Source organism: Gordonia sp. NPDC003429 (assembly GCF_053588575.1).
This window is the reverse complement of sequence record NZ_JBSFQF010000013.1, coordinates 53,594-72,174: the sequence shown is the minus strand read 5'-3', so window position 1 is coordinate 72,174 and position 18,581 is coordinate 53,594. Positions and strand designations below refer to the sequence as shown.

General features: G+C 67.5%; 20 protein-coding genes. 9 read left to right on the top strand and 11 right to left on the bottom strand.

Features of this window, described 5'->3' with window-relative positions:
* Positions 1-103: 103 nt before the first annotated feature.
* From ACWDSI_RS15770 to ACWDSI_RS15755, 4 genes are read right to left on the bottom strand one after another with little or no spacing between them, the layout of a single operon-like run.
* Complete coding sequence (locus ACWDSI_RS15770) at positions 104-1,318, bottom strand: molybdopterin-dependent oxidoreductase (RefSeq protein WP_449757114.1); 1,215 nt, start codon at positions 1,316-1,318, stop codon at positions 104-106.
* The gene (locus tag ACWDSI_RS15765) at positions 1,315-2,016 is read right to left on the bottom strand and encodes a class I SAM-dependent methyltransferase (RefSeq protein WP_449748681.1); all 702 of its coding nucleotides are present in this window, start codon (positions 2,014-2,016) and stop codon (positions 1,315-1,317) included. Before ACWDSI_RS15765 ends, ACWDSI_RS15770 begins: the two co-directional genes overlap by 4 nt.
* Positions 2,013-2,708 carry a TIGR04282 family arsenosugar biosynthesis glycosyltransferase gene (locus tag ACWDSI_RS15760; protein WP_449748682.1) on the bottom strand — a complete coding sequence of 232 codons (696 nt, stop codon included), beginning with the start codon at positions 2,706-2,708 and terminating at the stop codon, positions 2,013-2,015. The genes ACWDSI_RS15765 and ACWDSI_RS15760 overlap by 4 nt, the downstream gene beginning before the upstream one ends.
* A gap of 11 nt (positions 2,709-2,719) precedes the next feature.
* The gene (locus tag ACWDSI_RS15755) at positions 2,720-3,376 is read right to left on the bottom strand and encodes a glycosyltransferase family 2 protein (protein WP_449748683.1); all 657 of its coding nucleotides are present in this window, start codon (positions 3,374-3,376) and stop codon (positions 2,720-2,722) included.
* A gap of 146 nt (positions 3,377-3,522) precedes the next feature.
* On the opposite strand from ACWDSI_RS15755, the gene ACWDSI_RS15750 reads away from it, so the two are divergent.
* From ACWDSI_RS15750 to ACWDSI_RS15740, 3 genes are read left to right on the top strand one after another with little or no spacing between them, the layout of a single operon-like run.
* Positions 3,523-4,953: a hypothetical protein gene (locus ACWDSI_RS15750; protein ID WP_449748684.1), complete on the top strand. Its 1,431-nt coding sequence runs from the start codon at positions 3,523-3,525 to the stop codon at positions 4,951-4,953.
* A gap of 12 nt (positions 4,954-4,965) precedes the next feature.
* Positions 4,966-5,682 carry a response regulator transcription factor gene (locus ACWDSI_RS15745; protein WP_449757113.1) on the top strand — a complete coding sequence of 239 codons (717 nt, stop codon included), beginning with the start codon at positions 4,966-4,968 and terminating at the stop codon, positions 5,680-5,682.
* A gap of 4 nt (positions 5,683-5,686) precedes the next feature.
* A complete protein-coding gene (locus ACWDSI_RS15740) occupies positions 5,687-6,763 on the top strand; it encodes a sensor histidine kinase (protein WP_449757112.1) in 1,077 nt (358 codons plus the stop codon).
* Here ACWDSI_RS15740 and ACWDSI_RS15735 read toward each other — a convergent pair.
* Complete coding sequence (locus ACWDSI_RS15735; protein WP_449757111.1) at positions 6,742-7,776, bottom strand: linear amide C-N hydrolase; 1,035 nt, start codon at positions 7,774-7,776, stop codon at positions 6,742-6,744. The genes ACWDSI_RS15740 and ACWDSI_RS15735 overlap by 22 nt on opposite strands.
* 137 nt (positions 7,777-7,913) lie before the next feature.
* The gene (gene rfbB, locus ACWDSI_RS15730; RefSeq protein WP_449757110.1) at positions 7,914-8,918 is read right to left on the bottom strand and encodes a dTDP-glucose 4,6-dehydratase; all 1,005 of its coding nucleotides are present in this window, start codon (positions 8,916-8,918) and stop codon (positions 7,914-7,916) included.
* Between the two features lie 140 nt (positions 8,919-9,058).
* Here rfbB and rfbA point away from each other — a divergent pair, with 140 nt between their 5' ends.
* The 3 genes from rfbA (at position 9,059) to ACWDSI_RS15715 (ending at position 11,970) form a co-directional block, all read left to right on the top strand.
* Complete coding sequence (gene rfbA / locus ACWDSI_RS15725; protein WP_449748733.1) at positions 9,059-9,937, top strand: glucose-1-phosphate thymidylyltransferase RfbA; 879 nt, start codon at positions 9,059-9,061, stop codon at positions 9,935-9,937.
* Positions 9,938-9,965: 28 nt separating this feature from the next.
* Positions 9,966-10,580 (top strand): dTDP-4-dehydrorhamnose 3,5-epimerase family protein, encoded by a 615-nt coding sequence (locus ACWDSI_RS15720; protein WP_449757109.1) that lies wholly within the window; start codon positions 9,966-9,968, stop codon positions 10,578-10,580.
* Positions 10,581-10,728: 148 nt separating this feature from the next.
* Entirely contained in the window at positions 10,729-11,970 is a 1,242-nt protein-coding gene (locus tag ACWDSI_RS15715) for an amidohydrolase family protein (protein ID WP_449757108.1), read from the top strand.
* Positions 11,971-12,010: 40 nt separating this feature from the next.
* On the opposite strand, the gene ACWDSI_RS15710 is transcribed toward ACWDSI_RS15715, so the two are convergent.
* A complete protein-coding gene (locus ACWDSI_RS15710; RefSeq protein ID WP_449748691.1) occupies positions 12,011-12,355 on the bottom strand; it encodes a DUF2304 family protein in 345 nt (114 codons plus the stop codon).
* 4 nt (positions 12,356-12,359) lie between these two features.
* A complete protein-coding gene (locus ACWDSI_RS15705) occupies positions 12,360-13,109 on the bottom strand; it encodes a glycosyltransferase family 2 protein (RefSeq protein WP_449748692.1) in 750 nt (249 codons plus the stop codon).
* A 115-nt stretch (positions 13,110-13,224) separates the two neighbouring features.
* Here ACWDSI_RS15705 and ACWDSI_RS15700 point away from each other — a divergent pair, with 115 nt between their 5' ends.
* Positions 13,225-14,073: a glycosyltransferase family 2 protein gene (locus ACWDSI_RS15700; RefSeq protein ID WP_449757107.1), complete on the top strand. Its 849-nt coding sequence runs from the start codon at positions 13,225-13,227 to the stop codon at positions 14,071-14,073.
* Positions 14,074-14,128: 55 nt separating this feature from the next.
* Here ACWDSI_RS15700 and ACWDSI_RS15695 read toward each other — a convergent pair whose 3' ends face one another.
* Positions 14,129-15,319 carry a polysaccharide biosynthesis protein gene (locus ACWDSI_RS15695; RefSeq protein ID WP_449757106.1) on the bottom strand — a complete coding sequence of 397 codons (1,191 nt, stop codon included), beginning with the start codon at positions 15,317-15,319 and terminating at the stop codon, positions 14,129-14,131.
* 4 nt (positions 15,320-15,323) lie between these two features.
* Positions 15,324-16,679: a M1 family metallopeptidase gene (locus ACWDSI_RS15690; protein WP_449757105.1), complete on the bottom strand. Its 1,356-nt coding sequence runs from the start codon at positions 16,677-16,679 to the stop codon at positions 15,324-15,326.
* Between the two features lie 158 nt (positions 16,680-16,837).
* Between ACWDSI_RS15690 and ACWDSI_RS15685 the strand changes: the two genes are divergently transcribed.
* The gene (locus ACWDSI_RS15685) at positions 16,838-17,257 is read left to right on the top strand and encodes a DoxX family protein (RefSeq protein WP_449757104.1); all 420 of its coding nucleotides are present in this window, start codon (positions 16,838-16,840) and stop codon (positions 17,255-17,257) included.
* 31 nt (positions 17,258-17,288) lie between these two features.
* Here the strand turns inward: ACWDSI_RS15685 and ACWDSI_RS15680 are convergent, their stop codons facing one another.
* Positions 17,289-17,861, bottom strand: a complete 573-nt coding sequence (locus tag ACWDSI_RS15680; RefSeq protein ID WP_449757103.1) for a hypothetical protein — start codon at positions 17,859-17,861, stop codon at positions 17,289-17,291.
* Between the two features lie 138 nt (positions 17,862-17,999).
* Here ACWDSI_RS15680 and ACWDSI_RS15675 point away from each other — a divergent pair, with 138 nt between their 5' ends.
* Positions 18,000-18,491: a DUF5709 domain-containing protein gene (locus ACWDSI_RS15675; RefSeq protein WP_449757102.1), complete on the top strand. Its 492-nt coding sequence runs from the start codon at positions 18,000-18,002 to the stop codon at positions 18,489-18,491.
* The last annotated feature ends 90 nt before the right edge of the window (positions 18,492-18,581 follow it).

Below are 18,581 nucleotides of genomic sequence, written 5' to 3'. Positions count from 1 at the left end.
GACCAGTCGGTTCGCGCCACCGCGGTCACGGTGAGAAACACTCCGTACCCGATGCCGCAGGCACCCACGAGCATCAACGCGGCGCGGGCGGGGGTTGCGCTCATCAGTGTGCCTCGATCCGGGCGAGCCATTTGGTCTGCATCACGCCCGGAAGGTTCGGTGCGATGAGCCGAGCGGGATAGCCGTGATCGAGATTGAGCCGGTTTCCGTTGATGGACAACGCGATCAGTGTGAGGTCGTCGGACACCTGGGCGGCGGGGATGTCGGCGATGGCGTAGGCGCCCCGTTCCAGTGACACCATGCGCGCCATCGATCCGGGTTGCGCGCCGACCGTGGCCAGAAGGTCTCGGAGCCGGATACCTGTCCACTGGGCGGACGCGCTCCAACCCTCCACACACGCGATCGGCAAGGTGACGGTGTGTTGCGGCATTGTGGTTTCCAGTTCGGCGATCGTGAAGGTCTGCGAGGCAGTGCCGTTGACCACGGTGAGCCGATAGTCCGGTGAGGTTGCCGCGGTGGTGATGCCCGCGTCGGACGCGGTGCGGTTGATGGGTACACCCTGTGGACCCTCACCCGATCGCGGCGCCAGAAATGCCAATCGCCGCAGCGGGGTGATGGTCTGCCCGGCGAACGCGACCACGGCGAGTCCCACTCCCACCGACGTGGCCAGCAGAATCGTCCGCCGGGAGGGTCCTGTCCCGGCTCGGTGGTCCTCCTCGGCGCCAGTGCTTGTCTCGGTCCCAGTGCCGGTCTCGATCCCAGCTCCGGTCTCGATCCCAGCGCCGGTCTCGATCCCAGCGTCGTCGCCGAGTGAGCGGCGGATGAGTGGCAACTTGACGGCTATGTGGATGAGGAGCGCGCCGATCGCCACGTAGGCGACGGCGTGGTGCGCCGCGGGAAAGAAGAATGTCCACGGGTACCAGTGCGCGATGTTCAGGATGCCGGTGACGAGTTCGAAGATCCCGGCCGCCACGAGTACGCCGATGCTGCCGCGTTCGGCCATCCGGACCGGCGATCCGATCAGAGGCCGTTCGAAAAGCTTGCGGTACACCAGACCGAGTTTCACCAGGAGCAACGGGATGGCGGCGATCCCGGACAGCACATGGGTGCCCTGAGTGACCCGGTAGAGCCACACGGGGTGTGCCGGCCAACTGAACCACTCCGGTGGGTGCTGGATCAGGTGGCTGAGGACTCCGGTGACGAAGCAGATCGAAAACGTGACACCGAGGGAGAGCCCGACCAGGGTCACCGTCCGCGGCGGTGCGTCGGCATCGCCGTCGGCATGTTCGGCGGTGTCGAGTGAACGGGTATCGCTCATCGCCGCACGGCCTCGACCAACAGTCGGCCGCTGATCTCGGTGATGTTCAACGGGTCCAGTCCGTGGCCGCGCATGGCCGCGGCCATGCCGTCGACCCCGACCCGGGCCCACGGGAACCAGGGACCGGCGCCGTGACGTCCTTCGGTCCGGACCACGTCCACCTGAACGCCCCCGACATGAGCGTCGAGTTCGGCGATCAGGGTGCCGCCGCGGGCAAGTAGCGCACCCACTCGTTCGAGGAGCAGCCCCGGATCGCCGCCGATGCCGATGTTGCCGTCGATCAGTAGCACGTGAGCCCAGCGGCCCTCGCCGGGGAGATGGCCGAAGATGTCGCGCTGCAGCACGGCGACCCCCCGCCGTCGGGCCGCCGACACGGCGACCCGCGAGATGTCGACACCGAGGGCCGGCACGTCGCCGGCAACCAGCGCTGCCACCAGTCGACCTGGGCCGCAACCGAGGTCGATCGTCGGTCCGTCACACCGGCGCACCACGGCGTCGTCGAACTCGCGATCGGCGGTGTCGTCGGAAGCGCCGTGCCAGCGGGCGACGGGGATGTCGGACCAGCGCCCGTCCGCGGTGCGAAGCACCCCGTGGACCCCGCTGAGCGCGTGGTCGAACCGGGCCGGTGATCGCGAGTCACGCGCGAGCGTGATGTCGATCTCCTCGGTCCTGAGATGGCGGTCCGCCGGAATGGTCACGAGGCACTCACGATCGCTCCGGAAGACGCCGCTTCGACGGCGAATTCGCTTGTCGGGGAACACGAGGCCGCCACCGTCGGCACGTCCTCCGGCCGGTCGACGTCGCAGACCATCGGCAGGAGCTCGGTGACCAGTCCCGCGCGGCGCAGTGCCGTCTCGGTTCTGGCGGCGGTGTCGACCCGCGACATCGGGACGTCGCCGAGCGCCTCGGCGCCCGCGCCGCCGGTCAGTCCCAGTCCCCACCAGCCGCCGTCGGCGGCAGGGCCGAGCCACGCGGTGTCTGCACGGCCGTCGACGATCCAGGACAATGATCGACTCAACACGGCAGGTCCGATTTGTGGTGTGTCCATGCCGATCTGGAGAACATGTCGGGCACCGCTCGCGGTGGCGTCCCGGTGTGCATGGACCAGCCGGTCGGCGAAGGTGTCACCGCGTTGCGCCACGACCGTGCAGCCGTCGAGCTCGGCGGAGATCTCCTCCGATCGTTGTGCGCAGCGCAGATCGCCGTGCCAGGAGACCACCACAGCGGCTCCGGTCGCCCGAGCATGACGCAGGGTGTCCAGCAGCGCGGCCGCAGCCAGCCGGGCCGCTCCCACCGGCCCGTACTCCGGTGCCAGACGGGTTTTCGCCAGCCCCGGGACCGGTGCCTTCGCCACGATGAGGATCGCCCCCGTCGTGACACCCCCCGTCACGACACTCCCCGTCATGACAACGCCGCCAGGAAGTCGTGTCCGGCACGAAGCGAACCCAGTACCGACCCCGAGACCTTGGATCGCCCCGCACTCCGCTCGCGAAACGACACGTCGACCTCGGCCACTGTGAGGCCGGCTTGCGCTGCCCGCACGAGGAACTCGACCGGATAGCCGGATCTGCGGTCTTCGATGCCCAAGTCGATGAGCACATCGCGGGAAATCGCCCGCATCGGGCCGATGTCGGTCACGATGATCCCGAAGCGGCGTCGTAATCGCCAGGCGGCCAGTCTGGTTCCGGCCCGGGCATGCCACGGCCACGCGCCGGCCCCGACGGGGCGTCGGCTTCCCACTGCCACGTCGGCACCGCCCTGGAGTGCTGCGACGAGATGCCGGAGTTCTCCGGCATCGAGCGATCCATCGCCGTCGATCGTGCAGACGACGGATGTCTCGGCGGCGAGAACGCCTGCGTGCACTGCGGATCCGTATCCGGGACGTGGTTCGGCGATCACCCGGGCGCCGTGTGTGCGCGCGACCTCGGCGGTGGTGTCGGTGGACCCGTTGTCCACCACCAGCGTGGCGTAGCACTCCGGAATCGATTGCAGCACAGTGGGTAACGCCGATGCCTCGTTGCGGCAGGGGATGATGACGGTGATGTCGTCGGGATTCACATGGCCCAGCGTAGGAGCAGCACAGGGCGCGGTCAGCAGGCTCGTGCTTACGGAAATGTGACGGCGCACCGCCGGGTCTTACGGAAGTGTGACGAGTGGCCGCGGAGCCATCCGCCCATGTCGGCGGGTGGCTAGGCTGCGGTGTCGTGACCCTCTTCCCGAAGCAACGGGTAGGCGATGTCGCCGAATCCGACGGCGTTGAATCCGACGTCGCCGAATCCGACGGCGTTGAATCCGACGGCGCCGAATCGACTGCGCCCCCGCGCGACCGGTTACGCCGACGCTCGCTGACGGCCGTGGCCGGTGCCGCCCTACTGGTCGCCGCTGCGGTCGTGACACCGCTGCTTGTCGGGGATGGCCTGCGCGGCAGAATCTTTGCCGACGCGGCACCGCTGTTCGGGAAGTGGTTGCCGCACCTCGGACCGGGGACCGTGCCCGCGGTCGTCCTGGCTGTCGCGGCGGTGTCGGTGATTCCGTCCCGACTGGCGTCGTTGCGGATCGGTCCGCTGGCCCTGTGGGCATGGGGGATCGGCGCCGCGTGGACCATGAGTCTCGCACTCGTCGACGGCTGGCAGCGGGGGGTTGCCGGCCGGCTGGTGAGACCCGACGAGTATCTGGCCGAAGTTCCTGGTGTGCACAGTATTTCGGGAATGCTGTCCGGATTCTCGGCGCGTATTCTCGACCATCAGCCCGATTCGTGGACCACGCACGTGTCGGGGCATCCGCCGGGTTCGCTGCTGACGTTCGTCATCCTCGATCGTGTCGGCCTCGGTGGCGGCGGTTGGGCGGCACTGTGGTGCGTGGCGATCGGAACCTCGGGTATCGCGGCGGCGATCGTGACGCTCGAGCGGCTCGGCTCACTCGACAGCGCCCGCCGCGCCGCACCGTTCCTCGCGTTCTTCCCGGGTCTGATCTGGGTGGGCGTCAGCGCTGACGGCTACTACATGGGTGTGGTGGCGTGGGGACTGGCCCTGCTGGCCATCGCGGCAACCACCGTGGGCTCGAGGTCGGCCGCGGCCGCCATCGGCGCCGGCCTACTGCTCGGCTTCGCGCTGTTCCTCAACTACGGGCTCGTGCTGTCCGGGATCATGGCCGCGGCAGTGCTGCTGGCCGCGCGCTCGTGGCGGCCGATTCCCTGGGCGCTCGCCGCCGCGCTCGCCGTGGTCGCCGCTTTCGCTCTCACCGGCTTCTGGTGGCTCGACGGCTACCACCTCGTCGTCGAGCGGTACTACCAGGGCATCGCGTCGCAGCGGCCGTTCGCCTACTGGGGGTGGGCGAATCTGGCGGCGACGGCGATCGCGGTCGGTCCGGCGACGGTGGCCGCCTTCGCCCGTCTCACCGACCTGTCGGTACTGCGTCGTCGAGAGTTGTGGCCGGCGCTGGCCGGGTTCGCGGCGCTCGCCGCCGCCGACCTCAGTGCGCTGAGCAAAGCCGAGACCGAACGAATCTGGCTACCCTTCACCTTGTGGATGGTGACGGCGACCGCCGTGCTGCCCATCCGTGACCGGCGATGGTGGCTGGGTGGGCAGGTTGTGCTCGCACTCGTCGTGAATCACCTCGTCCTCACGTACTGGTGAAAGGTGGGTGTGATGCGCATCCTGGTCGCGGATGACGACACGGTGGTCCTCGATGTGGTGGGGCGCTACCTGCGGCACGCGGGCATGGAGGTAGTCGCGGTGGCCGACGGCATCTCTGCTCTCGCCGAAATCGACAGTGGTGACATCGATTTGGCCGTCGTCGATGTGATGATGCCGGGGCTCGACGGCATCGAGGTGTGTCGTGACGTCCGGATGGGTGATCACCGGGATGTCCCGGTGATCCTGCTCACCGCACTCGGTTCGACCGATGATCGGGTGCTGGGCCTGGAATCGGGAGCCGACGACTACGTGACCAAACCATTCAGTCCCCGCGAGCTGACGCTGCGGGTGCAGTCGGTGTTGCGGCGTATCCGCACGTCCCCGCCGCCGGGACGCGACGAGGGGGAGCCCGATCATCTCGACGGCGGTGACGTCGTCGTGGATCTGCGTGCACAGCTGGTCACCGTCGGCGGGCGTGCGTTGTCGACCACCAAACGTGAATACGATCTGATCGTTCATCTGATGACCCACCCCGACCAGGTGTTCAGTCGCGACGAACTGCTCGAGCAGGTGTGGGGCTGGAAGTTCGGCGATCAGTCCACGGTGACGGTGCACGTCAAGCGCGTGCGCACCAAACTCGGTTCCGCGTCACGGATCGAGACGGTGTGGGGGAGAGGCTACCGCTGGGTCCGGGGTCCGCTCGTCGACGAGTCGCGTCCCGGGGAGTGACACGATGACCGACACACTGCGAATCCTTGCCGTCGCACTGATGTGGACCGCGCCGCTCGTGGTCGGCGGAGCGCTGTTCCTGTGGTGGCAACAGAAGATGTCGTTGCTGCTCAGCCTGGTCATCATGACGTTGATCCCGCTGGTGGCCACGTTTGTCGGTGTGTTCGCGGTGAGCGGGCTCATGTTCACCGGCGACCTTCGGCGAACGATCACCGTGCTCGCTGCGGTCGCGGTGATCACCGTGCCCGCGGCGCTGTTGTTGGGCCGAATCCAGGCACGACGAACCGTGTGGGAACGGCAGATGCGTCAGCAGGAACGCGCCGCCGAGCGCTCGCGGCGCGAACTGATCGCGTGGGTCAGCCACGACCTGCGCACCCCGCTCACCGACATCAAGGCGCTGGCCGATTCCCTCTCCGACAGCGTGGTGACCGAGCCCGACGAGGTGATCGAGTTCGCGCAGCAGATCGGACGCGACGTGGACCGGCTGTCGGCGATGGTCGACGACCTCTTCGAGATGTCGACGATCAGCGGCGGAACCCTCCGGCTGGACATGGAGGAGATCGACCTGCGTGAAGTGATCGACGAGGTGGTCGGGTCGGTACGCTCGGTGGCCGCGCGCGTCGGCGTCACGATCGAGGTCGACGCACCCGAGGACGCCGTCGAGATCGTCGGCAGCTCCCACGCCATGTCGCGGGTGCTGACCAATCTCACCGTGAACGCGCTCGCCCACACCCCGCCCGGTGGATCGGTACGCATCGCGACCGGCGTCGACGAGCACCCCGGGGTTGCCACCACGGCGACGGCTCCCGGCGGCGCGGTGGCATGGTGCCGCGTCGACGACTCCGGGTCCGGGATCGACCCCGACGACCTACCGCGCATCTTCGAGATGGCCTACCGCGGCTCCGCGGCGCGCACACCGGGCCGGGCGGACGCGATCCCGGTGGGCTCGGGAATGGGACTCGCGATCGCGCGCGGCCTGATCACGGCCCATGCGGGCACGATCAGCGCGTCGAACACTGCGTCGGGGGCGCGGTTCGAGGTGCGGTTGCCGCCCCGGGCTCAGTCCAGCGAGTGGACGTAATCGCCGGTGTCGATGGCGTCGAAGGTCGTCTCGGTCGCCGAGGTGTCGAGCGTCTTCGAGGTGATGGCCAGGCCCTCACCGGTCTGCACAAACAGCTTGCGCTCGGTGAGGTCGTATCCGGCCCAATACCGCGAATAGTCGCTCCAGGAGTTGGTGTCTCCCTTGTGTTCGAGGCCGGGCGGGATGATCACGGTGCGGAAGGCCGCGTACAGCTGGGCGATGCCCTTGTCGCGGTCGAACGGCTTGAGGTAGGCGGCGAGGTTGAAGGCTCGTGCCATGCGGGAGGGCGCGGTGTAGTCGCCGGGCAGCCCGAACATGCCGAAGCCGGTGCCGCCCTCGATCGGCTGCAGTTCGTACCCGGTGGGCAACTTCTTCGCCGCACTCGGGTCGACGTTGGTCAGGCCGAGGTAATTGCGGATGTTCACCAGGTGCCAGTCGTACTCGGGGCTGTTGGTGTAGGCGCCGGCGTAGTCATAGATCTTGAACGAACCGTCCTCGACCGGCTCCAGCACGATGCCGTCACCGGTGGTGTCGACGAAGCAGTAGTGCAGCGGCATCGAGATGTTCAGGCCGAAGGCCGAGTACTTCTGGTCGAGGAGTGCGAACTCGGTGTACTTCTCGCGGATCTCGGCCACGCTGGCGAACTGGCTGAGGATGTAGCTGACGAACTCCTCGCCGAGCACGGCGGTCTGCTTACGTGCGGCGATGTCGTCTGCGGAGCCGCGGGTGCATTCCATGAGAACCTGGGTATCGCCGGCCAGGCCATTTTCGTTGATGCCGTCGAGCAGGATGGTGGTGCCCTTGATGCCCACCCCCATCGTGGCGTACTTGCTGGTCCACGCGGTCAGCGGACTCGACATCTCGGTGTTGGCCGGGATGCTGGAGATCACCACGATGTTGTCCAACGTCGGGGGCAGACCCGCCGGGGTGCCGAACATCGGGATGTCGAGATCCATCGTCCGGCCGAAGAAAACGTCACCGTTCTTGGCCGTGACTTTGATCCCTGTACACATGTGTCTCTCCTCCATCGTGGACGCCCTGACGCTGAGGGCTTTCTTTCGTACAACTACACCGCTCGTCGCTTCGTGTGCGCAGGACTCGACGATCAGGGCACAAGTTCGCGACTCGGACCGTCACAGGAGCGCTCTCGTCAGCCGACTACCTTCTCGGTGGCCGCGTACTTTGCCTCGGCCGATTGCTTGGCGCTCTGCCACCAGCCGGCGTTGTCGCGGTACCAGTCCACGGTGGCCGCCAGACCCGACCGAAAGTCCACAAACTTCGGCCGCCAACCCAGTTCGGTGCGCAGCCGGGTGGAGTCGATGGCGTAGCGACGGTCGTGGCCCGGACGGTCGGTCACGAAGTCGAAGGCGTCGCGCGGCTGCCCGAGCAACTCGAGGATGGTCTCGACGACCGTGCGGTTGTCCACCTCGCCGTCGGCGCCGATCAGATACGTCTCACCGATCTCGCCCTTGTCGATGATCGTCCACACCGCGTCGTTGTGGTCGTCGACGTGAATCCAGTCGCGCACGTTGCGTCCGTCGCCGTAGAGGCGGGGCCGCACCCCGGAGAGCACATTGGTGATCTGGCGCGGAATGAACTTCTCCACGTGCTGATAGGGGCCGTAGTTGTTGGAACAGTTGGAGATCGTCGCGGGCACCCCGAACGAGCGCACCCAGGCCCGCACCAGCAGATCGCTACCCGCCTTGGTGGAACTGTAGGGACTCGACGGGTTGTAGGGCGTCGCCTCGGTGAACCGTGCCGGGTCGTCGAGATCGAGGTCGCCGTAGACCTCGTCGGTGCTGATGTGGTGATAGCGCACGTCGTGCCGCCGCACCGCCTCGAGCAGCGAATACGTGCCCACCAGGTTGGTCTGGATGAATGCCGACGGATCGGCCAGCGAGTTGTCGTTGTGCGACTCCGCGGCGAAATGCACGACGAGGTCGGTGTCGGCGACGAGGCGGTCGACCAGGTCGGTGTCGGCGATGTCGCCGCGCACCAGTTCGACACTGTCGGCGACGGGCGTGAGTGTTTCCGGGTTCGCGGCATAGGTGAGTTTGTCGAGCACCGTGATCTGCGCGTCGGGCCGTTGGGAGAGGGTGCGGAGCACGAAATTGGCGCCGATGAAGCCGGCGCCGCCGGTGACCAGAACCCGCATCGTCGGCTCCTCCTCGTCAGGTGTTCACAGTGCCATCAGCTGTTCACAGTGGTCAGGTGACCAAGCGGTCACTGTGGACTGTACTCAGGTGGTGACGCACGCGCGTGCGGAGCACCGCGCGCACCCTTACCCTTGCTGACATGCGCGGAATCATTCTGGCCGGTGGCACGGGGTCGCGGTTGCATCCGATCACCCAGGGTGTGAGCAAGCAAATGGTGCCGGTGTACGACAAGCCGATGATCTATTACCCGCTGTCGACGCTGATGCTGGCGGGTATTCGCGACATTCTGGTGATCACGACACCGAAGGATGCGGCGGCCTTTTCGGGTTTATTGGGGGATGGCAGTCAGTTCGGGATCAATATCTCGTATGTGACGCAGGCCTCGCCGGATGGTTTGGCGCAGGCGTTCGTGTTGGGTGCCGATCACATCGGTTCGGAGTCGGTGGCCCTGGTGTTGGGCGACAACATCTTCTACGGGCCGGGCCTGGGTAGCCAGTTGCAGGGCTTCGAGGATCTCGACGGTGGTGCGATCTTCGCCTACTGGGTGGCCGATCCGAGTGCGTACGGGGTGGTGGATTTCGACGCGAACGGGCAGGCGGTGTCGCTGGAGGAGAAACCGGTGGCGCCGAAGTCCAATTATGCGGTTCCGGGTTTGTATTTCTACGACAACGACGTGATCGAGATCGCGCGGAATCTGACGCCGAGTGCGCGGGGTGAGTTGGAGATCACCGACGTGAATGCGCATTATCTCGAGCGCGGGAAACTCGCGGTGAAGGTGTTGCCGCGCGGGACGGCCTGGCTGGACACCGGGACCTTCGATTCACTGTTGGACGCAGGCAATTTCGTGCGGACGGTGGAGCAGCGGCAGGGACTCAAGATCGCTGTTCCCGAGGAAATCGCTTGGCGGCGTGGATATTTGAGTGATGACGAGCTCGCGGTGCGGGCCGAGAAGCTGCGCAAGTCGGGCTATGGCAATTACCTGCTCGACATCTTGGCCCGCGGCAAGGGTTTCGGGTGATCGGGGTGTCGGTGACGGGAGCGCGAGAGTGAAGATCCGTCCGCTGTCGATCGACGGGGCGTGGGAGTTCACCCCGGTGCAGCACGGCGACGCCCGAGGGCTGTTCGCCGAGGCGTTCAAGGCCGACATGCTCGCCGAGGTCATCGGTCACCGGTTCGATCCCGCGCAGGTGAATTTGTCGGTCTCGGCGGCCGGCGTGCTGCGCGGTGTGCATTTCGCCGATGTGCCACCGGGACAAGCGAAGTACGTCACCTGTCCGTCGGGTGCCATCCTCGACGTCATCGTCGACATCCGCGTCGGGTCGCCGACCTTCGGCACCTACGACACCGTGCTGCTCGACGACACCGACCGCCGCGCGGTGTACCTGTCGGAGGGGCTCGGCCACGCGTTCTGTGCGCTCGCGGACAACTCGACCGTCACCTACCTGTGCTCGACCGGGTACAACCCGACTGCCGAGCACGGGATCAATCCGCTCGATGAGGAAGTCGGCATCGCGTGGCCCACCGAGGCCCGGGACGGGTCACCGCTGACCTACGAGTTGTCGGGGAAAGACACCGCGGCCCCCGGGCTGAGTGAGGCCCGGGAATCGGGGCTGCTCCCCGATTTCGACGACGTGACAGCCTACCTTCGCTCGCTCACCTGATCCATCCGCAAATTCGTGCCATGGTGGCACGAAACATGTGCCGACATGATCGGGTGCCCGTCGAAAATCGCCTCCTGCCAGGCTGTTTGCGCACGTGGGCGATGCCGGAACCCGTAAAGCGGACGCGTCGACGGAGTAGAACGAGGTCATGACCACCTTGTTGCGCAACGCCGTCCTCATCGACGGTACCGGCGCCGATCCGATCCCCGACGCCGTCGTGATCGTCGACGACGGCAAGATCACCTACGCGGGCCCGGCGTCGGGCGCTCCGCAGCCCGCGGACGGCGCACCCGCACCCACCACGATCGACCTCGAGGGCAACACGCTGTGCCCCGGGTTCTTCGACTGCCACGTGCATCTGTCGCTCCCGGGTACGAAGGGCAGCCCGTACGCGATCGCACTGGTGCCGCCTGCCTACCGGTACTACCAGCTGATCGACCGCCTCAAGGTCACCCTGCACGCGGGCGTGACCACCGTGCGTGACCTCATGGGCGTCGATGTGGGCGTCCGCGACGCCGTGGCCCACGGACTCGTCGAGGGTCCGCGACTGCTGGTGGCGGTGAACATGCTCAGCCAGACCGCCGGTCACGCCGACTTCCACCTCAAGTCGGGTGTCGACGTCACCGCCGAGGTCGGCGGCTACCGCGTCGACACCGTCGACGAAGCGCGCAAGCGGGCACGTGAGCTGATCCGGATGGGTGTCGACGTGATCAAGGTGGCGTCGTCCGGTGGTGTGGCCTCGCCGAACGACCAGCCGACCTGGCTGGGCCTTCGTGAGGAGGCGGTCGCGGCCATCGTCGAAGAGGGCCAGAACTACGGCGGCGTTCCGGTGGCCGCCCACGCCATCGGCTACCCCGGCATCCGTGCCGCGGTGGAGGCCGGGGTGCACAGCGTCGAACACGGCTATGACCTCGACGAGGAACTGCGCGCGCAGATGGTGGAGCAGGGCACCTTCCTGATCCCGACCCTTCTCGAAACCATGAAGGACGTCACCACTTCGCCGGACAGCCTCGCCAAGAGCAAGGAGTGGCATGAGAAGGCACACGTGGCGGTCGGTGAGTCGGTGGCGGCAGGTATCCGGGTGGGTCTGGGTACCGATGCGGGACTCTCGCCCGACCACGGCGACAGCCTGAAGGAACTCGCCCTGCTGGTGGAGTTCGGTGGCATGACCCCGCTGGAGGCGATCGTCGCCGGTACCAAGACCTCGGCGGACCTGTGCGGGCTCGGCGACAAGCTGGGCACCGTCGAGGCAGGCAAGATCGCCGATCTCGTGGTGGTGCGCGGCAACCCGCTCGACGACATCAAGTCGGTGGGCGAGCACGAGAACATCCTGCTGGTGATCAAGGAAGGCAAGACCGCCATCAACCGCGGCGAGTTCGCCAACGCCTGATCCGACGTCGTTTCCTGGGCCCCGGCCAGCCGGCCGGGGCTCAGTTGTCGGCGTTCTCCGATTCCGCGTTCTGCAGGGCGACGGCCCGTGCGAGCCGGGCGTAGCGGATCTCGAGTTCGCGGAACCGCAGATAGGTGGCCACCGTGGTGAACGCGAACGCGATGACCAGGCAGTACAGCACGAGGTCGGTGCCGCGGCCCACCCCGACCCACCCGGCCACCACGGTCAGGTCGTTGGGCCGCAGCATCGCGTAGATGCCGAAGGCCACGAACGCGACGAACAGCAGTTTCACGCCGGCCGACGATCGGGCGTTGCCCCGGTTGGTGAGGAAGAACCACACCAGCCCCAGCGCGGCGGCCACCAGCAGGATCTGGATGACGATCATGGCATTACCTCCGCATGCGTCCGTGGAGCAGGCCGTCGGCCACGATGTTGACCCCGTTGATCAGGGACTGCCCCTTGGCGCGTGAGTAATCGGTGTACAGGATGGTGACCGGTTGTTCGGCCACCCGCCAGTGGTGGTGGTCGATGAGGGTCACGAACTCCGATGCGTGACTCATCCCGGCCATCAGCAGGTCGAGCTCATCGGCGACGGTCTTGTTGAAGGCCCGCAGTCCGTTGTGCGCATCGCTGAGGCCGAGTCGTCGGGTGCGTGGGCTGAGGAACACCACCGTCCGCAGCACGATGCGCTTGAGTAGCGGTACGGACTCGCTGCGTCCGTCGGCGAAGCGTGTGCCGACGACGATGTCGATCGGCTCGGTGCGCAGGCGATCGACCATGGCCACCACGTCGTGCACCTGATGCTGACCGTCGGCGTCGAAGGTGACGAAATACCGTGCTCCCGGCTGTGCCCGCGCATATTCGACGCCCGTCTGGATCGCGGCGCCCTGGCCGAGATTCACCGGATGCCGCACGAGGCGGATTCCCCCTCCGCCCTCGGGGGTCACCACGCGTGCGGCCGCCTTGATCTCGGCGGCGGAGTTGTCGCGGGAGCCGTCGTCGACGCACACGATGTTGGGAAAGGTCTTCGCGGCGTTGACGACCACGTCGCGGATCACCTCGCCCTCGTTGAACACGGGGATCACCAGCCACACGTCGTCGTTGGTGGTCGCCCCCCTGTTCGCTGAGGCCTCCGTCATGTACGTCACCCTATCGCCCAGAAGGGCGGGTCCATGTCACGCCCGTTCCCGGCGCGCGAACGTGCGTGCCGCGACCGGGCTGATGAGGCCTCGCGCACCTGATTACCCTGTAGCGGTGCCGATCGACGTGATGATGCCCTTCTACGGCGACGTCGACCAGTTCCGTCAGTCGGTCACCAGCGTGCTCGGCCAATCCGATCCGGACCTGCGGCTGGTGGTGGTCGACGACTGCTACCCCGACCCGGAGCCGCGCGAATGGCTGACCTCACTCGACGATGCGCGTGTGCACTACCAGCGCAACGAGACCAATCTGGGTGTGAACGGCAACTTCCGCCGCTGCGTCGACCTGGTCACCGCCGATCGGTTCGTCGTGATGGGCTGCGACGACGTGATGCTGCCCGACTATCTGTCCACGGTGCGGTCGATCTCCGACCGGCATCCCGACGCCGCGGTGGTGGCGCCGGGTGTCGAGGTGATCGACTCGCAGGACCGGGTGGTGCGCCCGATCGGCGACCGCGTCAAGGCCTTCCTCGCGCCGTCGGGTCCGGCAGTGCTGCGCGGAGAGGCGATGGCCACCAGCCTGTATCGCGGAAACTGGACGTACTTCCCGTCGCTGCTGTGGTGTACCGAGCCGGTGCGGCGGGTCGGGTTCCGGCCTGGGCTCGACGTGGTCCTCGACCTCGCGTTGCTCGTCGACCTCGCGTTCGCCGGTGCGGAACTGGTGCACGATCCGGCGGTGGTGTTCCGTTACCGTCGCCACGACGCGTCGGTGAGTTCGGTGCAGGCCGTCGACGGTCGGCGCTTCGCGGAGGAGAACCGGTTCTTCGCCGACGAGGCGGTGCGCTGCGCACAACACGAATGGCCGCACGCGGCTCGGGCGGCTCGCCTGCATCTCACGTCGCGCCTGCATCACGCGATGTCCAGGGCGGCGTCCACGATGGCCGTCCACAAGGGTCACCGCTGAGGGGTGCCGAGTGCACCGGTGCAGGTCGCCGGTCTCAGCCGTGACGGCTGTGGACCTATTCCGCTCGCGCGAGCCCCAACACGTGCACCGACACGCCCACCAGCGGGCCCGCGATCAGCGAGAGCGCGACGCGGTCGGCCACCGACAGGGGGACGGTGAGCAGCGCGGCACACGCGGCCGCGGCCACCCACCAGCCGGCGGCGTACCAGCGATGCGCGCCCACCGCGACGGTCGCCGACCCGGTGACCGTGAGCACCCCCAGTGCGGTGGCGCCCAGGGTGAACCAGGCCAGGGTGAGTCCGGGCAGCGTGTAATCGCCGCCGAAGACGTGGGTGAGCAGCCACGAGCCGATCGCCCAGGCGGCCACCGCACCCACCGCACCGATCACCGCCACCACCGCCAGCGGGGCGGCCAGTGAGGTGGCCACCCGCGGCCGGGCGGCGACGAAACGGGAGATCAGAAACCCTTGAAAACTGTTGAGCGGCACCAGTAGTGGTGCGCGGGTGAGCGTCACCGCGAGGATCACCGCACCCACCACCTGCTGGTCGTCGGCGGTGCGGGAGGTGAGATTGATGAGCACCGGGAATCCCATCACCACCACGGCCGACGCGAGGGCCGCGGCCATGGCGGTCAGGGTGTTGGCGGTCAGCCGCCGGGTGTCCACGTCGCCGGGCAGTCCCACTGCGCGCCGTGCGGCCGACGATCCCAGCAGCACCAGACACCACGAGACCGAACCGATCACGGTCACCACCAGGAACGCGCTCACGCCCCAGCCCGCCGCCACCGCGAGTACCGCACCGCCCAGCCGGATCAGCGCATCCACGCTGAGCAGCACCGCGAACGGGGTCCAGCGCACCGCCCCCGACAAGGCGCCGCACAGGTGGGCGTACACCGCGAAACTAGCGACCCCCAGCGCGAGCAGCATCACCGACAGCCCGCGCTGCTCGTCGAAGACGCGGCTGCTCCACAGCGGCGCGGTGGCGGCCACGAGCACGGCCAGTCCGACGCCGATGCCGACGTTCACCCGCAGCGGCCGGCCCCGTGCGACATCGGATTCCGACGCCGCGCGCACCGCGCGGGTGGTCTCCTGCAACTGCCCGTTCTGGGCGCCGGTCACCAGCCCGTAGGCGGCCCAGAACACCGCGAACACCGCGTACCCGCCGGCGCCGAGGTGGCGTGCGGCCAGCAGCAGCACCAGATACCCCGAGACCGCCGCCACCACGGTCGCGACGGTGACGCGCCGCATCGGATCAGGCCGGTCCGGGGAAGGGTGGCAGTGCGGGTGTGAACAACCACTGGTCCCACAGGTCGTGCAGCGGTGCCGCAGAGTAGTTGGCGGCCAGCGCGATGAAGTCCTCGGTGGTCGCCGACCCGTAGCGGTACTTGTCGGTCCAGCGCCGCAGCAGTGCGAAGAAGTTGCCGTCGCCGATGCGTAACCGCAAGGCGTGCAACGTGATCGCGCCGCGCTTGTACACCCAGTCGTCGAACATCTTGCGCGGGGTGGGATCGGTGAGCGGTACCCGGACCGGCGACGCGGCGAGTTTGGCGTAGTAGTGGCGGGCCAGTTCGTCGGCGCTGCGCCCGCCGGAACGCTGGCTCCACAGCCACTCGGCGTAGCAGGCGAAGCCCTCGTGCAGCCAGATGTCGTGCCAGCGCGAGAGCGTCACCGAATTGCCGAACCACTGATGGGCCAGTTCGTGGGCCACCAGCCGTTCGGAACGGCCGGTGCCGTCGCAGTGATTGGCGCCGAACGTGGAAAAACTCTGCGCCTCCAGCGGAATCTCCAGTACGTCATCGGTCACGACCACCGTGTACTGCGGAAACGGATACGGCCCGAACATCTCGGAGAACACCTCGATCATGTCGAGCTGGCGGGCGAAGTCGATCCGGAAGTTGCCCTTGAGCCGCGGGGGGAGCACGGCGGCCACCGCGACCGGACGCGACGCGAGGCGAATGTGTTCGTACAGCCCGATCTGCACCGACGCGAGGTAGGTGGGCATCGGCTCCAGCTGCTGGTACACCCAGGTGGTCTGCGCGGCGCGCACCCGGCGTGATTCGAGGACGCCGTTGGCCAGTGCGTAGTACGGGCTGTCGGTGGTGATGGCGATCCGGTAGGGCGCCTTGGCGCTGGGATGGTCGTCGCACGGAAACCACGACGCCGCGCCGTTGGGCTGATTCGCGCACAGCGCGCCGTCGGAGAGTTCTTCCCAGCCCACCTCGCCCCAGAGGCCGCGGATCGGTCGCGGCGACCCGCTGTAACGCACCACGATCGTCATCGCACCGCCGGGCGGGATCGGGGTGCCGGGAGTGATGGTGAGTTTGCGATTGCGGTGGCTGTACCGAACGCGCTTGTCGTTCACGCTGACCCGCGAGACATGCAGGGCAGACCCCAGATCGAGGCTGAACCGGCGCAGGTCCACATACGACGTCGCGGTGAGGACCGCGGTGCCCTCGAGCCGGTTGCTCGAGACCTTGTATTCCAGTTCGAGGTCGTATCGCGAAATCCGATACCCGAGGTTGCCGTTGTCGGGAAGATAGGGGTCGATGACATCAACGGGTGATCCGAGAACGGGCTGCCGCGGAATCTTGCCCGACTTACCCGGCACCCATCACTCCTGTCGTCATCTCCGCTGGCCCGCGAAGTGTCAGCCTACCCGCAGTGCGCAGGCGTGGCGGAGCGCACCTTGTAAGCGGACCTTGGTCCGGATAGTGTCGGATCGCAGACGGGTCGGGAGGTCCGATCGCGATCTACGAAAGGAAACCCATGTACCCCACTCGCAGCATCGCGCTGTTGGCGGCCCGCGTCATCCTGGGCATCATCTTCATCGCCCACGGATGGCAGAAACTGCACACCTACGGTCATGAGGGAGTGGTGGCCAGCTTCAAGACGATGGACGTGCCCTTCCCCGAATTCTCCGCCTACTACGCCACCTGGGTGGAGTTCGTCGGCGGCATCCTGCTCATCCTGGGACTGTTCCTGCCGCTGGTGTCCGTGCTGCTGATCATCGACATGATCGGTGCCATCTTCACCGCGCACATCGACCACGGCTTCTGGACCGCCGACGGCGGTTACGAATTCCCGCTGGCGCTCATCGCGGGCCTCCTCGCGGTCGGCTTCGCGCAGGCCGGTGGCCTCGCGGCCGACACCCATGTGTTCCGCCGGCGGCGCTCCGCGGTGAGCTGACCGACGGTGAGCTGACCCCGGAACCGGGGGTTCACGCGATCGCGAGACCGTCGATGCTCACCCGCTCGTCGGAATCGCGGGTGTCCGGCGGCAGCGTCGCCACGATGTCGGTGACCGCCGCATAGACATCGGCGCCGTGGCCGAGCGACACCCCGTCGAGGGTGTCGCCGGCCAGCATCAGTGCCGGATCGACGCCGTGCCGGTGCACCACCGCGGCACCGACAAGCCGCCGGGCCTGGGCGGGGTCGGTGTCCCACAACGCGTCGGCGGTGAGGAGATACAGGCGGACGGCCGGCGGATAGTCGGCGAGATGCACCAGCGCCCACGCCCAGTGCTTGGCGACGTCGACGGTGTCGTTCTGGCCGCGCCCGTGGGTGCGGACGTATTTGCCGTAGAGCTCGCGGCATCGTGAATCGGAGTCCGACCACAGCTGCAGCTTCGACATGCAGCGCACGCAGTCGTGCAGATTCGACAGGTAACCCACCGAATAGGGGCCCTCACGTCGCGAGCGGATCTCGGCGAGCACGGAGAATTCGGCGAGGGCGTGGTGGTACTCGCCTGCCGAGTAGAGGGCCTGGGCTTCCCGCTGCATTTCGGCCAGCATCTTGCCCATTGTGGCCGATGGCGGGGTCGGGTGGGGCCGTTTCGGCCGGACGCGGGTCGCGTGGGAAAGCCGGGCGGGTGGGCGCGGCAGGGCAGGGGTAGCCGCGTCCGAACCAGCGTGGCGAAGGCATATCGTGGAATGGTGAACACCGACATCGACAGCACTCCGGAAGGCTCGGACGGCGAGTACAGCCTGGACGCCGACGACCAGCTGCAGCCCGAGGACACACTCGACGACCGCGGCGTGGACGACGTGCTCGACGAGGGTTACTCGCCGCCGGATTACCTGCCCAAGGGCGCCGTGCACGGGCTGACCGCCCAGGAGATGCACGACGGCGAGTCGCTCGACGAACGTCTGTCCGAAGAAGAGCCCGACGTCGGTGCGACCGACCCGCTCGACGACATCGAGAGCGACGAGAAACGTGACTGGCGCTCGCACGAAAGCGATTCGAGCGACGAGTTCGTCGAGGACGACCAGGTGGGCAATCGGCGCGCCGGGCGCCTGCTCGCGCCCGACGAGGGCGACGGCTTCGACACCGAATCCGACGCCGTGGCCACCGACTGCGGCATCGACGGAGCCGGTGCCAGCGCGGAAGAGGCGGCGGTGCACTACATCGACGACGAGGACTGACCTCCCGGACGACGAGGACTGACCGCCCGGACGACGAGGACCGACCTCCCGAGAAACCGGAATTGTCGGTGGCCCGTGCTGCACTGGGCA